The sequence below is a fragment of the Ruegeria sp. CG4 genome, assembly GCF_056537185.1.
In genome coordinates this window covers 818,909-840,246 of the sequence record NZ_JBQFRB010000001.1, presented here as the reverse complement: position 1 = coordinate 840,246, position 21,338 = coordinate 818,909, and the positions used below count along the sequence as shown (strand labels likewise).

Below are 21,338 nucleotides of genomic sequence, written 5' to 3'. Positions count from 1 at the left end.
CGGCGAGGCTGTTGTCTTGTTTCAGGCCAGCATGACCATCGGGTTTTCAAGATTGTCCACGATGGCTTGCAGCAACTGTGCGCCAAGCGCGCCGTCAATGACCCGGTGATCAACCGACATTGTGACCGACATGACCGTGGCGACCGTCAGTTCGCCATCTTCACCCACGACCGGCTTCTTCAACCCTGTACCAACGGCCAGAATACCTGCATGGGGCGGGTTCACGATGGCGTCGAAATTGTCGATACCAAACATGCCGAGGTTCGAAACCGCGAATGTACCGCCCTGATATTCATGCGGTGCCAGCTTGCGTTCACGGGCACGACCGGCGAGGTCCTTCATCTCGGTTGACAGCGCAGAAAGCGATTTGGTGTCGGCGTCCTGTAGAACTGGGGTGAACAGGCCGCCTTCGATTGCAACCGCAACGGCGACATCCGACGGCCTCAGTTGCAGCACCCGATCGCCCGCCCAGACGGCGTTGCATTCCGGGACCTGTTGCAGCGCGTTGGCGACGGCCTTGATGATGAAGTCGTTGACGCTCAGCTTTACGCCACGGCCCTCCAGTTGTTTGTTCAACTGGCTGCGGAACTTGAGCAGTGCATCCAGCTTGATGTCGCGGCGCAGATAGAAATGCGGGATGGTCTGTTTAGCTTCACCCAGACGCGCGGCGATGGTCTTGCGCATCCCGTCGAGTTTGATCTCTTCGTATTCACGACCCTCGTACATGCGGGCAACCATATCGGCGGATGGGCCAGTTGGAGCCGCCGCCGCTGCAGGTGCTGACGCGGCTGCGGCGGGTGCCGCAGCAGGTGCGGTTGCTGTCGCGCCTTCCACATCTGCCTTGACGATACGGCCATGGGGACCCGATCCGGACAATTGCGCAAGATCCAGGCCTTTCTGCGCCGCGATGCGTCTGGCCAGAGGTGATGCAAAGATGCGTCCGCCATCGGCTTTGGCCGGAGCAGACGGGGCAGGGGCCGGCGCCTCGGGTGCCGCGGGCGCGGCAGCCTCGTTGCCCGCGGCGGCTGCAGGCGCAGCCGCTGGAGCAGCGGCAGGCGCGGCCGCGATATCATCGGCGCTTTCGCCATCGTCCAGAAGAACCGCAATAGCGGTGTTGACCTTGACCCCTTCGGTGCCTTCCGGGATTAGGATCTTACCAACAACACCTTCGTCGACGGCCTCGAACTCCATCGTGGCCTTGTCGGTTTCGATTTCGGCCAGCAAGTCACCCGAGGCGACGGTGTCGCCTTCCTTGACCAGCCATTTGGCAAGTGTTCCTTCCTCCATGGTGGGTGAAAGGGCGGGCATCAGAATTTCGGTGGGCATGTCTTCATGTCCTCTTACTTCGAGAATGAGTAGATCAGCGTTGCGATGTCGATAAGCAGAATAGCGGCACAAAAGGTGACGAACACACCAATCACCATGGAACGCGCGCGCGACACATGCGGGTGGTTTGTCTTCAGCCACTCAGTGAAGTTTCCCAGTGCCGCCGCGTCGCTGTGATCCAAAACCGCCAGGTAATCCATGCCAAGCTGCAAGCGCTGCTGCTCGAGCACGATGTAGATGACGGAAGCATACGAAACGATACAGGCAACGCTCAGCATTGCCCGGATAGGCCAGGCGTCGGTCAGACTTCCAACCATAAAGGAAAACTGAAACTCGATCCCGTTCAGGCCTTCCAGATTCAAAGCTATGCTGATGAAGGAAACGGCAAGGAACGCTGCGCAAACATAAAGCAGATTGCGGTTGTTGTCCTTTCGTGCGGCATCGAGGCTTTCGAAAAGCCAGTCTGCTCCCGAAGGATAATCTGCGTTCCTTGCAATCATCGCCTAGCGGTACGTCACTTGTTTGACGGCTGCGATCACCTCATCGGTGGTCACCAGCGCCAGTTTTTCCAGGTTTGCAGCGTAGGGCATCGGAACATCCTTGCCGGTGCAGTTGATGACCGGCGCGTCGAGGTAATCGAACGCCTCCTGCATCACCACGGATGAGATATAGCTGCCAACCGAACCTTGCGGCCAACCTTCCTCGACAGTCACCAGGCGATTGGTCTTCATCACGGAATTGATGATTGCACCTGTATCCATCGGGCGGATTGTGCGCAGGTCTATCACTTCGGCGTTGATACCTTCTCCGGCCAGCTTGTCGGCGGCTTCCAGTGCGAACTGCATGCCGATACCGAAGCTGACGATGGTGACGTCGGAACCTTCGCGCCAGATACGGGCCTTGCCCAGCGGGACGGTCAGGTCGTCAACCTGAGGCATGTCAAAGCTGCGACCGTAAAGGATTTCGTTTTCCAGGAAAACGACCGGGTTGGGATCGCGGATGGCAGACTTCAGCAGACCTTTTGCGTCAGCGGCAGAGTAAGGCATGACAACCTTGAGGCCGGGCACCTGCATGTACCACGCCGCATAGTCCTGGCTATGTTGGGCTGCAACGCGTGCCGCTGCGCCGTTCGGACCACGGAACACGATCGGACAACCCATCTGACCGCCGGACATGTAAAGTGTCTTGGCGGCCGAGTTGATGATCTGGTCAATTGCCTGCATGGCGAAGTTGAAGGTCATGAACTCGACAATCGGTTTCAACCCACCAAAGGCCGAACCCACCGCGATGCCGGCAAACCCGTGCTCGGTGATCGGAGTGTCGATCACACGCTTGCTGCCGAATTCGTCCAGCAAGCCCTGCGAGATTTTGTAGGCGCCCTGATATTCGGCGACTTCTTCGCCCATCAGGTAAACGTCCTCATCGCCACGCATTTCTTCGGCCATGGCGTCGCGCAAGGCTTCGCGAACGGTTTGGGGTTTCATTTCGGCATCTGCCGGCCAGTCGGGAGACAGGTCCACCACCGGTGCCGCCGGTGCAGCAGCCGGAGCCGCAGAAGCGACCACCGCCGGGGCAGCCTCGGGCGCCACTTCAGCAGCAGGCGCGGCCGACGGCAGGGCCGAGGCGTCTTCACCTTCCTCAACCAGAATGGCGATTGGAGTGTTCACCTTGACCCCTTCGGTGCCTTCCTCGATCAGGATCTTGCCAACGATGCCTTCGTCGACGGCTTCGAACTCCATTGTGGCCTTGTCGGTTTCGATCTCGGCCATGATGTCGCCGGATGAAACGGTGTCGCCTTCCTTGACCAGCCATTTGGCAAGCGTTCCCTCTTCCATCGTGGGCGAAAGGGCGGGCATGAGAATTTCGGTTGCCATGTCTTATTCGTCCTCTCAGGCGTAGATGTCGGTCCAGAGCTCGTCCAGCGACGGCTCGGGGCTTTCTTTCGAGAATTCGGCGGCCTTGTTGACGACCTCTTTGATCTCTTTGTCGATTGCTTTCAGATCATCTTCTGTCGCGTGTTTGCCGGACAACAGCAGCTCGCGCACATGTTCGATCGGGTCGCTTTGCTCGCGGACCTTCTGAACTTCTTCCCGTGTGCGATACTTGGCCGGGTCAGACATCGAGTGGCCGCGGTAGCGATAAGTCTTGACTTCAAGGATATACGGACCCTTGCCCGCGCGGCAGTGAGCGACGGCCTTTTCGCCGGCCTCCTTGACGGCCAGAACATCCATGCCGTTGACGATCTCGCCGGGAATGCCAAAGGCTTCTCCGCGAACGTAAATGTCCTGGGTCGAGGTGGAGCGGGCTTGCGCAGTGCCCATGGCGTACTGGTTGTTCTCGATCACGAAGACAACGGGAAGATCCCACAGGGCAGCCATGTTGAAGGTTTCATACACCTGACCCTGGTTCGCCGCTCCGTCGCCGAAATAGGTGAATGTCACCCTTCCGTTGCCCTTGTACTTGTCGGCAAAGGCCAGACCCGCGCCCAATGGCACCTGCGCGCCCACGATGCCGTGGCCGCCGTAGAAATGTTTCTCTTTCGAGAACATGTGCATCGAGCCGCCCTTGCCCTTGGACAGGCCGCCCTCGCGCCCGGTCAGTTCGGCCATCACGCCGCCGGGATCCATGCCGCAGGCCAGCATATGGCCATGATCACGATAGGAGGTGATGCGCTTGTCGCCTTCTTCGGCAGCAGCTTCGAGACCGACCACAACGGCCTCCTGACCGATGTACAAATGGCAAAATCCGCCGATCAGACCCATACCGTATAGTTGTCCCGCCTTCTCCTCGAATCGGCGGATCAGCAACATTTCGCGATAATAGAGTTTGAGTTCGTCCGCAGAAACGTTTGGTTTCTTTGTGGTTTTTCGCGCAGCCATTGTGGCAATCTCCCCCTTTCGGCAAGATAGTTTAGCGTTAAACTATCTCATAGAACATTTGACCGCATCTGGCGAGAGTAAAAGTAACGCAGGGGCAGGATGCGCGATCCTTGGCCTTGCGGTCTTCGTTAAAAGACTGCGGGCAAAGGTTTTTCGATGAAAAATCCGAAACCTCAGGGATCAGTGAATGACGATTTCATCCGTGCGGACCATACCAAGAACCGAACGGGCCTGCTGGTCCAGCAAATCAAGATCCAGATAGGTGTCCGACAGGCGACGGGTCAGGTTTTCCATTTCCGAGGTCTCAGCCTCAAGCCGGGCCAGATCGCGCGACAGAGCGTCCCGTTCCGCAGCAATCTCGACCCGTCTGAACAGGCCAAAATCGCCCTGCACGGCGGCGAAGGTGAAATAGACACCCAGCATGAAAGCCACCATGAAGAACAAAACTGAGCCCAAACCGGGCCGATGGGAACGGGACACTCTGTTAACCGCCGTATGAAGTCTGCCTCAAAAACGTGCCCTTTGCGGACATCTGATCGCACTATGTCACAGGCGATTCGCGTTGTGAATCCCTTGATTCGCACTTTTTTGCGAATTGCCGAATTAGGTTTCTCAGCGCCATGCCGCCAGCGCCTGATTGCGTGTCAGAGTTTGCTGCTCCATGCAGGCCCAATAGAACATGGGCGCCGCGCTGCCATCGCTTGCCAGCTCCGGATCGCAAGTCGCGTCACGCGCTTTCAGCCAGGCGCGCTGTTCGTTCAACAGGGATTGACCGTTCCCACGCGCATCGGCAAGCGGTTTGACTTCGGCCCAGATACGGTTCAACTCGCGATCCGCGATTTCCCATTTTTCCTTGGCGCAGAAATTGGCGTCGAGTTGGGTTTGTCCGCTACAACTGGATTGTGCGGCGGAATAGGCGGGGATCAATGCAACGATCAGGCAGGCAAGGTACCTCATGACAAAATCTCCAAATCAATAAGGAGAGTTTATCATGAGGCGCGAAATGCAGCCAATTTGTCTTTACGACTAGCCTTCCAATGCCGCGACGCCGGGCAGGGTTTTGCCTTCCATCCACTCAAGAAACGCGCCGCCGGCGGTTGAGATGTAGGTGAAATCGCTGGCTGCCCCCGACGCATTAAGGGCGGCAACCGTGTCACCCCCACCAGCAACCGAGATCAGCTTGCCCGACCGGGTCAGCGCAGCCGCTTTAAGCGCTGCGGCGTTTGTGGCAGCGTCGAAGGGTTCCAGCTCGAAAGCACCCAGCGGGCCGTTCCAGATCAGGGTCTGGCTTTGCGCAAAGATTTCGGTGATGGCCGCGACACTTTCGGGGCCGGCATCCAGGATCATACCCTCCGGGGGGCATCCATCAGATGGCAGAACCTGATGCGGAGCATGGGCTTCGAACTTTTCGGCGACCACGATGTCGCGGGGCAGGACAATCGTGCAGCCCGACGTCTCCGCCTTTGCCAGAATTTCCGCAGCCGTGTCCTTCATCGCGGTTTCGGCCAGCGATTTCCCGACATCAATGCCCTTGGCGACAAGAAATGTGTTCGCCATTCCTCCGCCAATGACCAGATAGTCGACCTTGTCGATCAGATTGCCCAGCAACTCCAGCTTGGTCGATACCTTGGCCCCACCGACAACGGCAGTGACGGGGCGTTTCGGTGAACCCAAGGCGCCTTCCAGCGCCTCAAGTTCGGCCTGCATCAGACGACCGGCGCAAGCGGGAAGCAAACGTGCAAGCGCCTCGGTTGAACTGTGGGCGCGGTGCGCGGCGGAAAACGCGTCGTTACAATACAGATCACCCAGGCGTGCCATACCTGCGGCCAGGTCCGCATCGTTCTTGGTCTCTGCCGCATGGAAACGGGTGTTTTCCAACAGCAGCACCTGACCGGGCTTCAGTTCCTGCGCGGCCAGTTCGGCTTCGGCACCGACGCAATCGGCGGCAAACAGAACCTCGGCTCCAAAAGCAGCCTCCAGGGTCGGTACCAGCTGTTTCAGAGACAGGCTCTCGCGGCGTTCACCGCCGGGGCGTCCGAAATGGGCCAGCAGGATAGGTTTACCGCCTGCGTTCAGGATATCGCGCACGGTCGGAACGATCCGCTGAATACGGGTTGCATCGGTCACGACGCCGTCCACGACCGGAACGTTGATGTCCACGCGCAGCAGCACCCGTTTGTCGCCCATGTCCATATCGTCCAGCGTTTTCCAGCTCATCGCCCAATCCTCGTCATTTTTGAACCGATCTAGGCGGTTCTTTTCCTGCATTTTGCATTCAGGTCAATGCGTCACTTGGCATTCATGCGCCCGCATCATAGGTATTTGCGCAAGATAAACGACAGGAGGGCCAAATGGCCGAGATCAAGGATCCCGAAAACACCATCATCATCGAACTGAAGGATGGCAATGTCGTCATCGAGCTTCTGCCGGACGTGGCACCCCAACACAGTGAGCGGATGAAGGAACTGGCGCGTGCGGGCGAATACGACAACGTGGCCTTTCACCGTGTGATCGACGGTTTCATGGCGCAAACCGGAGACGTACAGCATGGCGACATGGAAGACGGGTTCAACCTGCGTATGGCAGGTACCGGCGGTTCGTCCCTGCCGAACGTTCCGGCGGAGTTCTCGAAACTGCCGCACGACCGGGGAACACTGGGCGCCGCCCGGTCACAGAACCCGAACTCGGCGAATTCGCAGTTCTTCATCAACTTCAAGGACAATCATTTCCTGAACGGCCAGTACACCGTTTACGGCCGCGTTATCGAAGGCATGGAGCATGTCGACGCCATCACCCGCGGCGAGCCGCCTGCAAGCCCCGACCGGATGGTCAGCGTCAAGGTGGCGGCCGATGCATAAGCTGGCGGCAGTTTTTGCTCTGATTGCCGGCCCGGCGCTGGCAACCGGGCTTGAGATCAAGGTCGAAGGTCAAGGGGCCAATGGCACCATCACCATCGAACTGTTCGACGACGTAGCCCCCAAACATGTTGAACAGATCGCGGCGCTGGCCAGCGAAGGTCAGTATGACGGTGTGATCTTCCACCGCGTGATTGACGGGTTCATGGCACAGACGGGTGACGTGCATTTCGGCGATCAGAACTCTGATGAGTTCAACGCGGGTTTAGCCGGGCGCGGCGGTTCCAAACGTCCGGACCTTCCTGCCGAGTTTTCGGACGTGACGTTCGATCGTGGCGTTGTAGGCATGGCGCGGGGTAATAACCCCAACAGCGCCAACTCGCAATTCTTCATCATGTTCGAGCCCGGTCCGTTTTTGGACGGCCAGTACACGGTCGTCGGAAAAGTCACGGACGGAATGGATGTTGTTGATGCGATCAAACGCGGTGAAGGGCAGAACGGTGCAGTCATCGGGCAGCCTGACGTGATGAAAAAAGTCACCGTGACCGAGTAATACCTCAATCCCGGCGCTGTTTCGCGCCGGGTTTTCCCATTCCGCTACCCATCGATTAAATCGTGGATCGCACGGTATGAGCTTCCGGCGTCTGAAACGAAGCTAAGTGGCTTACATCTTTCAATGTCAACATTGCAGCAGCAGGGATCGCATCGGCGATTGCCAGTGAAAAATCCGTCAGGATAGCCTCCTTGAATGGTGCGCCGGTTCTGACGGCCCATGATTTTGGCTGATGATGGCGACAGAATTGGGTGCCAGCGGCAGCTTCTTTGCCCCGATCCGGTGCATTCAATTTTGCGTGTATCGGTCTGGTCCAAGGGGGAAAGCTGCGTCAGCATGTCAGAACGTCAAGAGGTGGGCTGATGCGCGTTCTCTTTACATGTGCGTTGATGATGTGGGCCACGGCCACAGGAGCCGATCCTGATGAATGGCGTGCGGAATGGCCGGAGACCGATTTCAGAAGATCCGCAATAGCGAACTGGTCGGAAATCCGGTCAGGGGGTCCGCCGAAAGATGGGATTCCGGCATTGGACGATCCCGGGTTTGTCCGCGTTTCCAATGGCTCGCTTGCAGATGTCGAACCTGTGATAACTGTGGAACTGGCGGGAGCCGCGCCACGCGCCTATCCAATCCGCTATCTGATGTGGCATGAGATCGTGAACGACCGTATCGGCAGCACCCCCATCGCAGTTACATTTTGTCCGCTTTGCAACTCGGCCATCGTGTTTGATCGGCGTTTGTCCAATCGTGTCTTGAGTTTTGGCGTTACCGGTAAACTGCGTCATTCCGATATGGTGATGTATGACCGCGAAACCCAGAGCTGGTGGCAGCAGGCGACGGGTCAGGCCATTGTCGGACGCATGACAGGTCGCGAACTCAGGACTTTGCCGGTTTGGATGGAAAGCTGGGCCGATTTCAGCGCCCGCAATCCCGACGGGCTGGTGATGGCTGAACCCGCCTACAACCGCGACTATGGGCGCAACCCCTATCGAGGCTATGACACGTCGCGTCGACCGTTTCTGTACTCCGGACAAGACCCGCCGCACGGCATTCCACCGCTTGAACGGGTCGTGCGTGTGGGGGACAAGGCATGGCCTCTGACGCGCCTGAACGAAGAACATGAATTGCAGGAAGCGGGGCTGACGATACGGTGGTCAACGGGTCAGGCCTCGGCGCTGGATACGGGGCGGATAGCAAAAGGGCGTGATATCGGATCGATCCGCGTGCGGAATGACAAGGGCAGGGACGTTGTCCACGATGTCATGTTTGCCTTTGCCTTTCATGCCTTCTGGCCGAACGGGCAATGGATGGTCGGAGGCCGCCCTTAACGGCCTCCGACAGAATTCACCCTAGTCTTCCGGGGACATTACTTTCCAGATTACCGCTCCGATCGCGGCCCCGATCAGCGGCGCGACCCAGAACAGCCACAGCTGCGCCAGCGCCGGACCATCCGCAAACAGCGCCACACCAGTCGACCGCGCCGGGTTGACCGACGTATTCGTGACCGGGATCGAGATCAGGTGGATAAGAGTCAGGCCCAGACCGATGGCAATCGGGGCAAAACCCGCAGGCGCGCCGGCAGACGTCGCACCCAGAATGATCAGAATGAAGAACGCCGTCAGAACGATCTCGATGACCAGTGCGGACATCATCGAATACCCTTCGGGCGATGCATCACCGTACCCGTTCGATGCAAACCCGCCCACGCCTTCAAAACCGGGTGCACCGCTGACGATCATATACAGAACAATCGCCGCAACAATCGCGCCAACCACTTGCGCGCCCCAGTAGGGCAAGAGATCCTTGGCCGGAAACCTCCCGCCAATCATAAGCCCCAGGCTGACGGCAGGGTTGAAATGTCCGCCTGAAATATGCCCGACCGTATAGGCCATTGTCAGCACGGTCAGGCCGAACGCAAACGAAACGCCCAGCCAGCCAATACCAACATCAGCTACACCTGCAGCAAGTACCGCACTGCCGCACCCGCCCAGCACCAACCAGAAGGTGCCGAAAAACTCTGCCATTAGTTTTGATGACATCAAAAGTCCTCCAGAAAACAATGATTTTCAGGTTAATTCAAAAAACACGTTTTGTGAAACTAATGAAATCGGAGAGCTTTTTTGCGAAAACGGGCCGCACTCAACAGACCATCGAGGACGCCCTGGCTGCGCTGCTCATTCGCCTGAGCATAGGGGACGTGAAACCCGCGTCGCATAAGCATCCTGAGCTGATGTTCTATTGACCGTCAGTTGCCGACTGCGGCACGCACATCACATCCGAGGCCCGAGATATTGTGTAAATTCCTGATGAGTGTTTCTGTGACGGGACCTCGGCAGTAAGTCTTGTTCAGTCGTTTGCGATCAAGGTCAAATCTTGGATGGGTCAAAAACAGAAAATGCCACCTAGTGCAAAACTGCCCGGGGACCATCCGTTCGCCGGTGTCATCGAAGATGCATATCGCGTTCTTTCCTACCCCAGGCCAACACGAACCGGCGTCTGCGAAGGGTGCTGCATGGAGGCGTCCATCGAAGCGGATTTCTTCAATCCGGATATTGAAGACCTGCCTCTGCACTACATTCGGGATTGGTTCTTTGCGGCATGTGATCCGAAAGGCGTCGATAAGACAATTTGGGCCTATCTCCTGCCACGTATACTGGAAGTTCTGGCATGTGATGAAGACGTCAGTTCGAACGGGCTTGAAGTCAGCCTGAGCCGGTTTGAAACCGGCAACCCGGATAACTGGTCAGCCGAGGAATGGAATGTGCTCGATCGGTTTCAGCGCCTCTTCCTGATGCGCGAGATCGACCGGCAAGGGCATGATTACCTGGATGATACGATCTGTATGTTCAACCTGGGTGGGTGGCCATTGGAAACCCTGCTGGCGCAGGTTGCGGATGTTGCCGATGACAAGCTGGTCTGCCGTTTCTGGAACGACTGGTGCGCCGGTCGCGTACCTGGTCGCGAGGCGATTTGGATCACCGCCTTTTGGCCAAGCCCGAACAACTCCAGAATATTCGACTTCTACACATCAAAAGAGATGCATCAGAGGATTGAGAAGTTGGCTTTTGCAGACGACACCAAGGCAGAACTTGCCGAAAAGGCAATTGCAGTTGCGGGAATCATAGAAACCAATGCCACTTGGAACCAGCGTGAGACCTAGAAGGCCCAGATGCTGTCAAAGAAAAACAACGCCGCAGTGTTGCTGCGGCGTTTTCCAGACTATTGCTGTTTCAGCAGAGGTTACTGGCTGACTTCCGCTGCCGGGTTTGCGCCCGACTTGCCGCTGCGGCCAGGGTTCAGAGGGTCGTCCTGACGCTGCACCGAACCTTCGAAATGCGCGCCGCTTTCGATAGCGATGGTCTTGTGGATGATGTCGCCTTCAACCCGTGCGGTCGAAGTCAGGCGGACCTTCAGGCCGCGGACCCGGCCGACAATGCGGCCATTGATCACCACGTCATCGGCGGTCACTTCACCCTTGATGGTGGCCGTCTCGCCAATGGTCAGCAAATGGGCGCGAATATCGCCTTCGACGGTGCCTTCCACCTGGATGTCGCCGGACGTTTTGATGTTGCCTGTGATGTGCAGGTCCGACGACAGAACCGATGCTGGTGGCTTCGGCTTGGGCGGAGTGCTGGCCTTGGTCTCGGTCGAGGTGGGTGCTGCCGGTGTTGCCGGGGCGGCCGGCTTGGCCGCTTCAGGTGCCTTGGAACCGGGCTCGTTGATTTTGCTCTTAGAAAACATTTCTCGCAGCCTTGATGTAAGTCATTGGGTTCACAGGTCTCCCGTTCGACCGCACCTCATAGTGCAGATGCGTGCCGGTTGACCGTCCGGTGCTACCCATATCAGCAATATGATCCCCGCGCGAGACCCTTTGACCGACCTTCACGCGGATCTTTGTGTTATGAGCGTAAAGTGTCTCAAGTCCGAACGCGTGCTTGATCTTTACCAGCCGCCCAAAGCCTGACTGCCAGCCCGCATGGGTGACAACGCCATCGGCCGTGGCAAAGATATCCGTGCCGTGCGGTCCGGCAAAATCTGCACCATTGTGCATGCGGCGCCCACCGGTTTTGGGGTCACGACGGGTGCCATAGCCGCTGGTGTATCGCACCGCGGCACGCACCGGGCTCGCAAAGGGCGCTTTTTCCGCAGCAATACGGTAGAGGTTCAACTGGTCCATCTGCTGCAGCAGACGGTTCGCGCGGATTTCTTCCGGAGATAACTCCTCACCGCGCGTGCTGAAGGATAAAGGGGTCAGCGGACCGCCCATACCGCTATATCCGCGCCGGACCTCTTCGATGATACGGTCTGTGGGCATACCTGCCTGCTGGAACATCTTATCCAGGGGCTCGACAGAAATGACCATCGCTTCTTCCAGTTGCCGGAAAATCTCGTCGCTGCGCTCCTGCATCAGGCGGATTTCCAGTTCAAGCTCGTCACGCTGATCCAACGCATCGCGGGCATTGGCGGCGATCTGATCGCGTTCCTGCGCCGTCCGCGCCAGCGCTTCGGTCATGAAACCCATTTGCGCGGGGTTCGCGGCAGCGGCCATGTAGACGTCGCCCCCATCGGTGCCCTGTTGCACTTGGGCCAACTCGGTGCGCGCCTCTTCGCGCTGCTTCATCGTCGCGCGCAACGTGGTCTGGATCACGTCAATCCCGGTTTCCAATTCACGGCGGCGATTTTCCGATGCCAGCAGTTCTGATTGCATGACGGAAATCTGCTCAAGCGCGGCGTTGAACCGGTCCTGCGCGGCCAATGCCTCCTGCGCGCGCGCGTCGCGTTCTTCCGAGATGATATTCAGCCGTTCCTGATATGTCGCCTGATCGCGCCTTGCCTGATCGCGGAAATTGCCCGACCCGATACTGTCCATCAGCAGGATCGCCGTGGCAACGGCGGTCCAGCCGACCATGATGGCCACACCGGCAACCGCCGCAATCTGGGTTTCGGAACTCAGCCGGATGAACCGGGTGTCCTGGTCGGATTTCAGAAAAACTCTGCGCTCGGGAAAGTGCCGCTCGAGCAGTGAGTGAATTTTGATTGCCAGACGTGTTCGCACGCGTCTTCCCTCTCTCGTCCCCATTTTCGGGACCGGTCGTGAGTGATAGCCGTCCCTTGGGCGAAGTGCATAGAGGGCCGGTTCGATTTGGGCAAGTTTGTTGACCGGAGAGACAACTTAACAGCCGGTAATGGGCCAATTGTCGGCGGGATTTTGCCTAAACAGCCGCATTGGCCCCCAGATCATGTGCTTCCCGGCAATGGCATCTCTTCAGTGAGGGGCCAGTAGAAATCCGGGGGCAGTCCCGCTTCGGCGCGTTTCTCTTCGTTGAAAGGTGGTTTCAGGGCGCCATGAAAGTAGCGCCGGACAAGCTGGTGGAACACGTCTTTTGGGTCGGCGTTTTCGCGTCCACACAGAAAATGAAACCATTTCGAGCCGTACGCCACGTGGCCGACCTCTTCGGCATAGATCACCTCAAGCGCGGCGATGGCTTCATCTGCACCAGCCTTGCGGAAGATTTCGATCATGCCCGGCGTGACGTCCAGGCCACGTGCCTCCAGCACCATTGGCACCACGGCCAGCCGCCCCATCAAATCGTCGGCCGTATCTTCAGCCGCGCGCCACATTCCGGCATGGGCGGGCAGGGCGCCATAGAAACTGCCCATCTGTTCAAGGCAATCACAGACCATTTCGAAATGGCGCGACTCCTCTTCGGCGCATTTGACCCAATCGTCATAAAACCCGATCGGCATGGAGATGTGACCGAACCGGGCGATGATATCCCAGTGCAGGTCCACTGCATTCAGCTCGATATGGGCCACTGCGTGTAACAGCGCGATGCGACCGGCCTCGGAGCCGGGGCGGCGTTTGGGTACGTCGCGCGGCGACCGAAGTTCGGGCTTTTCAGGCCGTGCCGGGTTCAGAGGTGGCGTGGCGGTGCCGATTTCAATCCGCGGCGCTTCACCCTTGCGGGCAGCAAACCATGCGGCGGCGTGGCGCTTGGAAAGCGCGGTCTTGGCCCGCCCATCTGCCGTGTTCAGAACTTCGGTCGCCATCATCGTCAGCGTGTCGGACAAGGGTATCCTCCGCAGTAGCCTGGTGTCGCGCGGTTGATAGACCGTATGGATACCCGGGTCGAGGGGGCCGAACCTAAAGTGCGCGCACAGCCTCCAGCACCTCGTCGACGTGACCGGGCACCTTGACCTTGCGCCAGACCCGGGCGATCCGACCTTCAGCGTCGATCAGAAAGGTTGATCTTTCGATCCCCATGGATTTGCGCCCATACATGTTCTTTTCCACCCAAACCCCGTAGTCCTCGCAAGTGGTCGATCCCTCGTCTGACAACAGCGGTGTGGTCAGTCCGTGCTTGGCGACGAATTTGTCGTGCTTGGCCACACTGTCCCTCGAGATGCCGAAAACTTGAGCGCCAGCTTCCGCAAAGCTCTGAAGTTGTTCCGAGAAACCGATGGATTCCTTGGTGCAGCCCGGCGTATCATCACGGGGGTAAAAGAATAAGACGACGGCTTGGCCGCGCAGGTCCGACAAGGTAATTTCACCGCCTCCGTCCCGTGGCAGGGCGAAATCGGGGGCTATGTCTGAAACATCGGGCATTGGAAACTCCGTTGAATTGGTCAAGTTCGGTTTAGCGGACTATAGGGCGGCACGAGCAGGTTGAAAGGTGTAGTGAACGCTTTGACGGAAAACGAAGAACAGCAGACCGGAGAGGCCAGCCAGCCTCCACGCCGGCGGTCACGTCGCCGCGCCGCCAGCCTTTGGGCGATGCGGGGTGTCGCGCTGTTGGTTCTGTTGGGTCTTTTCACCGGATTCATGGTTCTGGGCCAGACGATGCATGCGCCCGCCTGGCTGCGCGACCGGGTCGAAGAACGTCTGGAGAGGACGCTGGGCGGGCTGCAGATCCGCTTTGGGGATGTCACTTTCGTTATCCATGAAGGGTGGCGACCTAGATTGCGGCTGAGCGACGTAAGTATCAGCGATGCGGCAGGTCAGCAAATCGCACAGGTTTCTGACTTGCAGGCCAGCCTGGCGATGCGCCCCCTGTTGCGCGGTAACGTGCGGCCCAAACGTATCATGCTCAGCGGTGCCCAGATCGACCTGACCCGGGGGCTGGACGGTGCGCTGACGCTGACCGTCGGTTCCGGCAGCGCGCCTGTTCAAGAGGCGCCCGATCTGGCACAACTGGTCGAGGAAGCCGACGAGATATTCCTGTCGCCGCTCCTGTCCGCTCTGACGTCGGTGGAACTGGATGCGATCACTCTGGGCTACCAGGATTTGCGCCTGGGCCGGTCCTGGGTTCTGGACGGGGGCCACATTCAGGCCATTCGCAGCGCGGGAGAGATGCGGCTTGCCACCGGGTTTTCGGTACTGACCGGGCGCGATTACGCCAGCACGATCGAGGCAAATTACACAAGTACACTGGGTTCGCCGCAGGCCAGTTTCGGCATTTCCATTACTGATCTGCCCTCCGAGGATATTGCCGGGCAAAGTCTGGCACTGTCGTGGTTGCAGGTGCTCAAGACCCCGATCTCTGGCGCGTTGCGCGGCAGTTTCGATACCGAAGGTGCTTTGGGTCCGGTGTTTGCAACGCTGAACCTCGGGGCGGGTGCTGTGCAGCCTACAGCAGATATCAAACCGATCCCGTTTGAAGCCGCGCGCACGTATTTCACCTACGATCCCAAAGGCCAGACGCTGGATTTCAACGAGGTGTCCATCGAGTCGGCATGGGGGTCCGTACATGCCGACGGCAAGGCGTTTTTGCACGGTCTGGAAAATAATGTGCTTGAAAGCCTGTCATCGCAGCTGAGGCTGAGCGCCATCCGGATCAACCCGGCCAATCTGTTTCCCAAGACGCTCGAACTGTCGCGTGCCGAGCTTGATTTCCAGATGAAGCTTGCCCCATTTCGCCTGCGACTTGGCCAAATGGTGATTGAGGATGGCAGCCACCGTTTGCTTGCGTCGGGTCGGCTGGAAGGTCTGACCGATGGCTGGGCCGGAGGGCTGGATGCTCATCTGGATAAAATGCCGTCCGACGATCTGTTGAACTATTGGCCCGAGCGTCTGGCCCCAAAACCCAGGAAATGGGTTTCCGAGAACGTCTACCAAGGCAATCTTTCGAACGTGGATTTTGCTTTGCGGCTGCAACCGGGAGCTAAGCCCGATATCTATCTGGACTTCGGGTTCAGTGAAACGACTGTCCGATTTGCAAAAACGTTGCCTCCGGTCCAGGACGCACAGGGGCAGGCAAGCCTGCTGAGCGACCGGTTCACCGTGACCGCGCAAAGTGGGGTCGTGATCCCTGACGTAGGTGGGCCCGTGGACGCATCGGGCACGTCCTTCATTATTCCTGATACAGGTATCAAGAAGTCCTCTCCGGCCATCGCACGTATTCAGGCAAGCGGCAGCACAACGGCGGCCCTGTCACTGCTGGAGCGCCCACCATTGCAACTGATGAGCAAGGCAAATCTGCCGGTTGAACTGGCGGATGGCGACCTGAAGGTTGAAGGCACGCTGGCCTTGCCAATGCATAAGGGGCTGGATTTTGAGGATACCGAGTTTCATTTCACCGGAGAGCTGGGGAACCTGTTCAGCGACCGGCTGGTGCCCGGTTTCACCGTCAGCGCGGACCGCCTGACGCTGACCGGTGATCAGAACGACATTGCCATTGAAGGTTACGGTTTGTTCGGTGCTGTGCCGGTACAGGCGCGCTGGAACCAGCCGATTGGCACCGGCGGTGCGCAGCGCAGCACCTTGAGCGGCCAGATTGAACTCTCACCCCGCCTTATGGATGAACTCAAGGCCGGCCTGCCAAACGGGATGCTGACCGGGCAGGGGACGGCCGATTTCGATTTGGGCATCGGTGGAGGAGAGCCGCCAAGGCTGACGGCGACGTCTGATCTTGTCGGCGTTGGTCTGGCGATACCGGAACTTGGCTGGCGTAAAGCTGACGGAAGCGCGGGCACGATGGATGTCGAAGCGACGCTCGGCGATCAGTTGAAGGTGGATCTGTTGCAGATCGACGCAGCAGGGCTGCGCAGCAAGGCGTCGATTTCGTTCCGCGAAGGGGGGGCGTTCGACCGGGTCAGCTTCAGCTCGTTCGATTTGGGTGATTGGTTGGCCGTGCCTGCCGAACTGATCGCGCGCGGGGCCGGGGCCCCGGACATTCGGGTGCTGGGCGGTGTCATGAACATGGCAAAGGCAACCTTTGGCCAAAGCAGTGGCGGTGGTGGTGCAGGGGCCGGGCCAAGACTGAACGTCGCGCTGGATCGTCTGCAGATCACGGAAGCCGTTGCATTGACCGGTTTCAAAGGCGCGTTTGCGACAACCGGGGGCGTCAACGGCGGTTTCACTGCACAGGTCAATGGCGGGGCGACCGTACAGGGTCAGGTCACGCCGCGCGCGGGGCGCAGCGCTGTCACCCTGAAATCACAGGACGCGGGGGCGGTTTTGCGCTCGGCCGGGGTGATAACGCAGGCGCGGGGCGGAGGATTTGACCTGCAACTTGAGCCGGTTGCAGGTCCCGGAAATTACGACGTTATCCTGAAGATCGTAGATACGCGGATCAAGGATGCGCCAGCCATGGCGGCGCTTCTGAATGCCATCAGCCTCGTGGGGCTGGTGGATGAAATGGCGGGGCAGGGCATTTTCTTTTCAGCAATCGACAGCCGGATGCGGATCACGCCGACAGAGATCAAGGTGCTCAGCGGCAGCGCGGTTGGGCCGTCGATGGGCCTGTCTTTTGACGGAAGCATTGATACTGTAGCCCAGCGACTGAATTTGCGCGGGGCGATCTCACCCATCTACCTTGTGAATGCCATCGGTAGCGTTTTGACCCGAAAGGGTGAAGGTGTTTTTGGCTTCAACTACACGCTGAAGGGGCCGCTAACGAATCCCAAGGTTTCGGTGAATCCTTTGTCGGGTCTGGCGCCCCTGTTTCTGCGGGACCTGATGCGTGCCCCTGCACCCACCGTGTCGGATGGCCCGAATGCCCAGGCACCCAAGCCGGATGAGCCCAAACGCACCTACGGTTCTCCCCCAAAAGATCATTGAACGCAACTGTGGCCGAATCTATCGCGGCCTTGTATGGCGCGGCCATGAAACTCAGCGATTTTGATTTCCATCTGCCCGAAGACCTGATTGCCACGCGGCCCGCCAACCCGCGTTCCTCGGCCCGTTTGCTGGTGGCGCAGGGGGATTCAATTTCGGACGGGCATGTGTTCGATCTGCCCGATTGGTTGCAGCCTGGCGATAGGCTGGTGCTGAACGACACGCGCGTGATCCCCGCACGCCTGAACGGACGCCGCCATCGCAACAGCGCACAGGGGCCGGTATCGGCCGCGATCGAGGCGACTTTGCTGGATCCGCAGGCCGATGGCACATGGTCCGCTTTGGTCAAACCGTTGAAGAAGGTGAAGCCGGGTGAGGAAATCCGCTTCTCGGACCAACTGAGCGCGACGCTGGAGACCGTCGCAGACGGACAGGCCTTTTTACGCTTCAACCTGACGGGCCAGGATTTCGATGCGGCGCTTGAACAGGCCGGTGCGATGCCTTTGCCCCCTTACATTGCAGCGAAACGTCCGGCGGACGATCAAGACAAGACCGATTATCAGACGATCTGGGCCAGAAATTCGGGCGCGGTGGCCGCGCCGACCGCGTCGTTGCATTTCGATGAACCCTTGATGCAGGCGCTGGCGGACCGGGGTGTTTCGATCACTCATGTCACTCTGCATGTCGGGGCCGGAACCTTCCTGCCAGTCAAGGTCGAGGATGTCAAAACCCACAAGATGCATGCAGAATGGGGCAGGGTCAGTGCCGAAGCCGCCGCCGATATCCGGGCGACCAAAGCCGCGGGCGGGCGGGTAATTCCTGTGGGAACCACTGCATTGCGTCTGATCGAAAGCGCGGCCCGAAATGGCGAGATCGAAGCCTGGGAAGGGGATACGGATATCTTCATTTATCCCGGCTTTCGTTTTAACGTCACAGATGCGCTGATGACCAACTTCCACTTGCCGAAATCCACTTTGTTGATGCTGGTTTCGGCCCTGATGGGACAGGATCGGATGCGCAAGGTCTACGCGAACGCAATCGCCCGGAAGTATCGCTTCTTTTCGTACGGAGACGCGTCGCTTTTAATCCCGTGAATGGCGCGTTCGCTGGATCAGGCGCTGGCAATATCATAGACAAGCACGATCAGAGTGTTTTTTGATCTGACTGCGGTGCGGACAGATAGATTGGCAATTTTCGGAGGCCCCGATGCTTCAGGTTCTTTCCAGCGCATGGGCGCTTCTTCTCGGTATGGGGTTGCTGATGATCGGCAACGGCCTGCAGGGTACAATCCTGGGTGTCCGCGGCGAAATCGAAGGGTTCTCGACCCTCGAGATGTCCTTTGTTATGTCGGCATACTTCCTTGGATTTCTGGGTGGGTCCCGTCTGGCGCCAGAAATGATCCGGCGAGTTGGCCATGTACGTGTTTTTGCGGCGCTGGCCTCGTTCATCTCGGCTGTGATGATCATGTACCCGATGCTGACCGATCCGATCGCCTGGATTCTCGGGCGCGTCGTAATCGGTTTCTGCTTTTCCGGTGTTTATGTGACCGCTGAAAGCTGGCTGAACAACGCGGCCAGCAATGAAAACCGCGGGCAGGCGCTGTCGCTGTATATGATTGTGCAGATGGCGGGGATCATCAGTGCTCAGGCCCTTATGCTGGTCGGCGACCCGGCAGGCTATGAGACATTCGTGATCGCATCGATCCTTGTTTCGGTCTCCTTTGCGCCCATCTTGCTGTCGATTTCACCAACCCCGGCATTTGACACCGCCAAACCCATGACGTTGCTTCAGCTAATGGGGATATCACCTCTGGGCTGCGTGGGCATGTTCCTGCTGGGTGGCGTCTTTTCAGCTCAGTTCGGCATGGCCGCCGTTTACGGCGCGCGGGCAGGGCTTTCGCTGGTCGAAATCTCGACCTTTGTCGCCTCGTTTTATATCGGCGCGATGGTACTGCAATACCCGTTGGGTTGGTTTTCCGACCGTATGGACCGGCGTGTGCTGATCCTTGTCGTCGCAACGCTGGGTGGCTGCGGGTCAACAGTGGCCATGCTTTTCGGCGTATCGTTTCCAATCCTTCTGGGCGCGGCCTTCCTGATCGGCGGAATGTCCAACCCGCTTTATTCCCTGCTGATTGCCCACACGAACGACTTCTTGGACCACGATGACATGCCCGCCGCATCCGGCGGTCTGGTGTTTATCAACGGGCTTGGAGCAATTGCAGGCCCGCTGATCACCGGTTGGCTGATGGGCGATGCGATCTTCGGGCCACCGGGCTTTTTTCTGTTTATTGCCGCACTGTTATTCGTGATGGCCTTCTATTCGCTATACCGTATGACACAGCGCGCTTCTGTACCGGTCGACGAAACTGGCACCATGTCGACCCTTTACCCGACGGCTTCGCCTGTGGCGTTTGAATTGGCGCAGGAGGTTGCCATCGAAGCCGCCGAAGCCGAGCAGGCTGAGCGGGTTGATGCCTAGGACACAGATTTATGTCGCAAGTGTTGCAATATGTTACTGTAACACTTCTGTAAAACGGCCTTAAATGACGTTACGTCCCTGGGGAGGACAATGCACGGAGTGACGGCAATGGTTACGCCTGAAGAAGTATTGAGTTTTTGGTTAGATGAAGTTGGCCCCGAAGGATGGTATATTCAGGATGACGCGCTGGACGCGAAAATCCGGGACAAGTTCTTAAAAACCTGGGAAGCCGCGAAAGAGGGCAAGTTTTCTCTTTGGCTCACCTATCCCAGCGGTGCTTTGGCCTACATCATTTTGACGGACCAGTTCCCGCGAAACATGTTCCGGGGCTCTGGCAAGGCATTCTCGACGGATCGTGCAGCGCTGGCGGCTGCGAAATGTTCGGTCGACAAAGGCTGGGATCTGAAGATTGATGAACCCGCCCGGCAGTTCTTTTATCTTCCGATGATGCATTCGGAAAATCTGTGTGATCAGGAACGGTGTGTACGCCTGATTTGTCAGAACCTCAGCGAATGCAACCCGGGCAACCTGTTGCACGCGCGCGCGCATCGCGAAGTTATCCGCAAGTTTGGTCGCTTTCCCTATCGCAACGAAGCGTTGTCGCGGCAGATGACGGAACATGAGGCCGCTTATGTAAGCAAAGGTGGCTACGGGTCCACCGTTCGCGAATTGCAGGCCGCAAGCTAGGACGCAGGTTTACACTCACGGATCGCGATGACTCTGTCGGCGATAGCGTCGGCAGATGTATGAATTGCATTGTTGATCAAATCGTCCGGGGACTCTGACAGATCAGTTAAGCGCTCCTGAACCAATTGCAGACGATCCTGTGTTTCTTGCAACCGATCCAGTGCGGTTGTCACGCGTAGTTTTACTGCGCTATCCAGAACGTCACCATTTACATGGATCAGTGTCAGTTCATCCCGCAACCCCTTGGTCTCATCCCTGATACCTTGTGCCTGTTCCTGCAGGGGCGCCACGACCTGCAGCTTTTCAGCAAACCCGGTTGTTATCCCTTCGAGGGTTGAAGCCAGTTTCCATCCCAAAAACAGGCACAGCGCCAGCAGAAGCAAAGTCGCGTTCAGCAGGGCAAGTACAAGATCTTTAAGCGTTTTGGCCATGAGGCATCTTTCTATAGAAGCTTGATCAGGAAAGGCCGGAGAACTCCGCCGCTTTTGTTCTAACGCCCGTTC

22 protein-coding genes are annotated in these 21,338 nt (G+C 58.3%); 9 read left to right on the top strand and 13 right to left on the bottom strand.

From position 1 onward, the window contains the following. Positions 1-21 precede the first annotated feature (21 nt). From ACR0J2_RS04150 to ACR0J2_RS04120, 7 genes are all read right to left on the bottom strand, one after another. Complete coding sequence (locus tag ACR0J2_RS04150) at positions 22-1,326, bottom strand: pyruvate dehydrogenase complex dihydrolipoamide acetyltransferase (RefSeq protein WP_480522507.1); 1,305 nt, start codon at positions 1,324-1,326, stop codon at positions 22-24. Positions 1,327-1,340: 14 nt separating this feature from the next. Further along, entirely contained in the window at positions 1,341-1,826 is a 486-nt protein-coding gene (locus ACR0J2_RS04145) for a hypothetical protein (protein ID WP_480522506.1), read from the bottom strand. Positions 1,827-1,829: 3 nt separating this feature from the next. Beyond that, positions 1,830-3,200 (bottom strand): pyruvate dehydrogenase complex E1 component subunit beta, encoded by a 1,371-nt coding sequence (locus ACR0J2_RS04140; protein ID WP_480811743.1) that lies wholly within the window; start codon positions 3,198-3,200, stop codon positions 1,830-1,832. A 15-nt stretch (positions 3,201-3,215) separates the two neighbouring features. After that, complete coding sequence (pdhA, locus tag ACR0J2_RS04135) at positions 3,216-4,205, bottom strand: pyruvate dehydrogenase (acetyl-transferring) E1 component subunit alpha (protein ID WP_170610291.1); 990 nt, start codon at positions 4,203-4,205, stop codon at positions 3,216-3,218. Positions 4,206-4,385: 180 nt separating this feature from the next. Beyond that, positions 4,386-4,685: an FtsB family cell division protein gene (locus ACR0J2_RS04130; protein WP_480522503.1), complete on the bottom strand. Its 300-nt coding sequence runs from the start codon at positions 4,683-4,685 to the stop codon at positions 4,386-4,388. 132 nt (positions 4,686-4,817) lie between these two features. Next, positions 4,818-5,162, bottom strand: a complete 345-nt coding sequence (locus ACR0J2_RS04125; RefSeq protein WP_170805498.1) for a lysozyme inhibitor LprI family protein — start codon at positions 5,160-5,162, stop codon at positions 4,818-4,820. Between the two features lie 69 nt (positions 5,163-5,231). Further along, the gene (locus ACR0J2_RS04120; RefSeq protein ID WP_480812027.1) at positions 5,232-6,422 is read right to left on the bottom strand and encodes a phosphoglycerate kinase; all 1,191 of its coding nucleotides are present in this window, start codon (positions 6,420-6,422) and stop codon (positions 5,232-5,234) included. 134 nt (positions 6,423-6,556) lie between these two features. Between ACR0J2_RS04120 and ACR0J2_RS04115 the strand changes: the two genes are divergently transcribed. From ACR0J2_RS04115 to ACR0J2_RS04105, 3 genes are all read left to right on the top strand, one after another. Then, positions 6,557-7,063, top strand: a complete 507-nt coding sequence (locus tag ACR0J2_RS04115; protein ID WP_170610303.1) for a peptidylprolyl isomerase — start codon at positions 6,557-6,559, stop codon at positions 7,061-7,063. Beyond that, on the top strand, positions 7,056-7,613 hold the full coding sequence (locus ACR0J2_RS04110; protein ID WP_480522501.1) for a peptidylprolyl isomerase: 558 nt from the start codon (positions 7,056-7,058) through the stop codon (positions 7,611-7,613). The genes ACR0J2_RS04115 and ACR0J2_RS04110 overlap by 8 nt, the downstream gene beginning before the upstream one ends. A 362-nt stretch (positions 7,614-7,975) precedes the next feature. Continuing rightward, entirely contained in the window at positions 7,976-8,941 is a 966-nt protein-coding gene (locus ACR0J2_RS04105) for a DUF3179 domain-containing protein (RefSeq protein WP_480811742.1), read from the top strand. Between the two features lie 21 nt (positions 8,942-8,962). On the opposite strand, the gene aqpZ is transcribed toward ACR0J2_RS04105, so the two are convergent. After that, complete coding sequence (aqpZ, locus tag ACR0J2_RS04100) at positions 8,963-9,652, bottom strand: aquaporin Z (RefSeq protein ID WP_480811741.1); 690 nt, start codon at positions 9,650-9,652, stop codon at positions 8,963-8,965. Between aqpZ and ACR0J2_RS04095 the strand changes: the two genes are divergently transcribed. Continuing rightward, positions 9,646-9,855 carry a hypothetical protein gene (locus tag ACR0J2_RS04095; RefSeq protein ID WP_480811740.1) on the top strand — a complete coding sequence of 70 codons (210 nt, stop codon included), beginning with the start codon at positions 9,646-9,648 and terminating at the stop codon, positions 9,853-9,855. The two genes, aqpZ and ACR0J2_RS04095, sit on opposite strands and share 7 nt — an antisense overlap. Before the next feature lie 153 nt (positions 9,856-10,008). After that, entirely contained in the window at positions 10,009-10,773 is a 765-nt protein-coding gene (locus tag ACR0J2_RS04090) for a hypothetical protein (protein WP_480811739.1), read from the top strand. An 80-nt stretch (positions 10,774-10,853) separates the two neighbouring features. Here the strand turns inward: ACR0J2_RS04090 and ACR0J2_RS04085 are convergent, their stop codons facing one another. The 4 genes from ACR0J2_RS04085 to ACR0J2_RS04070 all read right to left on the bottom strand — a co-directional run bounded on the left by ACR0J2_RS04085 (position 10,854) and on the right by ACR0J2_RS04070 (position 14,220). After that, a complete protein-coding gene (locus ACR0J2_RS04085; protein ID WP_170610317.1) occupies positions 10,854-11,354 on the bottom strand; it encodes a bactofilin family protein in 501 nt (166 codons plus the stop codon). Continuing rightward, on the bottom strand, positions 11,344-12,669 hold the full coding sequence (locus ACR0J2_RS04080) for a M23 family metallopeptidase (RefSeq protein WP_321252372.1): 1,326 nt from the start codon (positions 12,667-12,669) through the stop codon (positions 11,344-11,346). Before ACR0J2_RS04080 ends, ACR0J2_RS04085 begins: the two co-directional genes overlap by 11 nt. A 182-nt stretch (positions 12,670-12,851) precedes the next feature. Next, complete coding sequence (locus ACR0J2_RS04075; RefSeq protein WP_480811738.1) at positions 12,852-13,685, bottom strand: ferritin-like domain-containing protein; 834 nt, start codon at positions 13,683-13,685, stop codon at positions 12,852-12,854. A 73-nt stretch (positions 13,686-13,758) separates the two neighbouring features. Next, entirely contained in the window at positions 13,759-14,220 is a 462-nt protein-coding gene (locus ACR0J2_RS04070) for a peroxiredoxin (protein ID WP_170676473.1), read from the bottom strand. A gap of 72 nt (positions 14,221-14,292) precedes the next feature. Between ACR0J2_RS04070 and ACR0J2_RS04065 the strand changes: the two genes are divergently transcribed. From ACR0J2_RS04065 to ACR0J2_RS04050, 4 genes are all read left to right on the top strand, one after another. Beyond that, complete coding sequence (locus ACR0J2_RS04065) at positions 14,293-17,673, top strand: YhdP family protein (protein WP_480811737.1); 3,381 nt, start codon at positions 14,293-14,295, stop codon at positions 17,671-17,673. A 44-nt stretch (positions 17,674-17,717) separates the two neighbouring features. Next, positions 17,718-18,764: a tRNA preQ1(34) S-adenosylmethionine ribosyltransferase-isomerase QueA gene (queA, locus tag ACR0J2_RS04060; protein ID WP_480812026.1), complete on the top strand. Its 1,047-nt coding sequence runs from the start codon at positions 17,718-17,720 to the stop codon at positions 18,762-18,764. A gap of 112 nt (positions 18,765-18,876) precedes the next feature. Further along, complete coding sequence (locus ACR0J2_RS04055) at positions 18,877-20,148, top strand: MFS transporter (protein ID WP_170610327.1); 1,272 nt, start codon at positions 18,877-18,879, stop codon at positions 20,146-20,148. Positions 20,149-20,256: 108 nt separating this feature from the next. After that, a complete protein-coding gene (locus ACR0J2_RS04050; protein ID WP_170610329.1) occupies positions 20,257-20,835 on the top strand; it encodes a DUF924 family protein in 579 nt (192 codons plus the stop codon). Here ACR0J2_RS04050 and ACR0J2_RS04045 read toward each other — a convergent pair. Continuing rightward, the gene (locus ACR0J2_RS04045; protein ID WP_480811736.1) at positions 20,832-21,266 is read right to left on the bottom strand and encodes a hypothetical protein; all 435 of its coding nucleotides are present in this window, start codon (positions 21,264-21,266) and stop codon (positions 20,832-20,834) included. The genes ACR0J2_RS04050 and ACR0J2_RS04045 overlap by 4 nt on opposite strands. Positions 21,267-21,338: the final 72 nt, after the last annotated feature.

What these genes read in the sequence shown, in the direction of transcription:
- ACR0J2_RS04150 (WP_480522507.1), bottom strand. Translation starts at nt 1,326, where the DNA reads ATGCCCACCGAAATTCTGATGCCCGCCCTTTCACCCACCATGGAGGAA.
- ACR0J2_RS04145 (WP_480522506.1), bottom strand. Translation starts at nt 1,826, where the DNA reads ATGATTGCAAGGAACGCAGATTATCCTTCGGGAGCAGACTGGCTTTTC.
- ACR0J2_RS04140 (WP_480811743.1), bottom strand. Translation starts at nt 3,200, where the DNA reads ATGGCAACCGAAATTCTCATGCCCGCCCTTTCGCCCACGATGGAAGAG.
- pdhA (WP_170610291.1), bottom strand. Translation starts at nt 4,205, where the DNA reads ATGGCTGCGCGAAAAACCACAAAGAAACCAAACGTTTCTGCGGACGAA.
- ACR0J2_RS04125 (WP_170805498.1), bottom strand. Translation starts at nt 5,162, where the DNA reads ATGAGGTACCTTGCCTGCCTGATCGTTGCATTGATCCCCGCCTATTCC.
- ACR0J2_RS04120 (WP_480812027.1), bottom strand. Translation starts at nt 6,422, where the DNA reads ATGAGCTGGAAAACGCTGGACGATATGGACATGGGCGACAAACGGGTG.
- ACR0J2_RS04115 (WP_170610303.1), top strand. Translation starts at nt 6,557, where the DNA reads ATGGCCGAGATCAAGGATCCCGAAAACACCATCATCATCGAACTGAAG.
- ACR0J2_RS04110 (WP_480522501.1), top strand. Translation starts at nt 7,056, where the DNA reads ATGCATAAGCTGGCGGCAGTTTTTGCTCTGATTGCCGGCCCGGCGCTG.
- ACR0J2_RS04105 (WP_480811742.1), top strand. Translation starts at nt 7,976, where the DNA reads ATGCGCGTTCTCTTTACATGTGCGTTGATGATGTGGGCCACGGCCACA.
- ACR0J2_RS04095 (WP_480811740.1), top strand. Translation starts at nt 9,646, where the DNA reads ATGACATCAAAAGTCCTCCAGAAAACAATGATTTTCAGGTTAATTCAA.
- aqpZ (WP_480811741.1), bottom strand. Translation starts at nt 9,652, where the DNA reads ATGTCATCAAAACTAATGGCAGAGTTTTTCGGCACCTTCTGGTTGGTG.
- ACR0J2_RS04090 (WP_480811739.1), top strand. Translation starts at nt 10,009, where the DNA reads ATGCCACCTAGTGCAAAACTGCCCGGGGACCATCCGTTCGCCGGTGTC.
- ACR0J2_RS04085 (WP_170610317.1), bottom strand. Translation starts at nt 11,354, where the DNA reads ATGTTTTCTAAGAGCAAAATCAACGAGCCCGGTTCCAAGGCACCTGAA.
- ACR0J2_RS04070 (WP_170676473.1), bottom strand. Translation starts at nt 14,220, where the DNA reads ATGCCCGATGTTTCAGACATAGCCCCCGATTTCGCCCTGCCACGGGAC.
- queA (WP_480812026.1), top strand. Translation starts at nt 17,718, where the DNA reads ATGAAACTCAGCGATTTTGATTTCCATCTGCCCGAAGACCTGATTGCC.
- ACR0J2_RS04055 (WP_170610327.1), top strand. Translation starts at nt 18,877, where the DNA reads ATGCTTCAGGTTCTTTCCAGCGCATGGGCGCTTCTTCTCGGTATGGGG.
- ACR0J2_RS04050 (WP_170610329.1), top strand. Translation starts at nt 20,257, where the DNA reads ATGGTTACGCCTGAAGAAGTATTGAGTTTTTGGTTAGATGAAGTTGGC.
- ACR0J2_RS04045 (WP_480811736.1), bottom strand. Translation starts at nt 21,266, where the DNA reads ATGGCCAAAACGCTTAAAGATCTTGTACTTGCCCTGCTGAACGCGACT.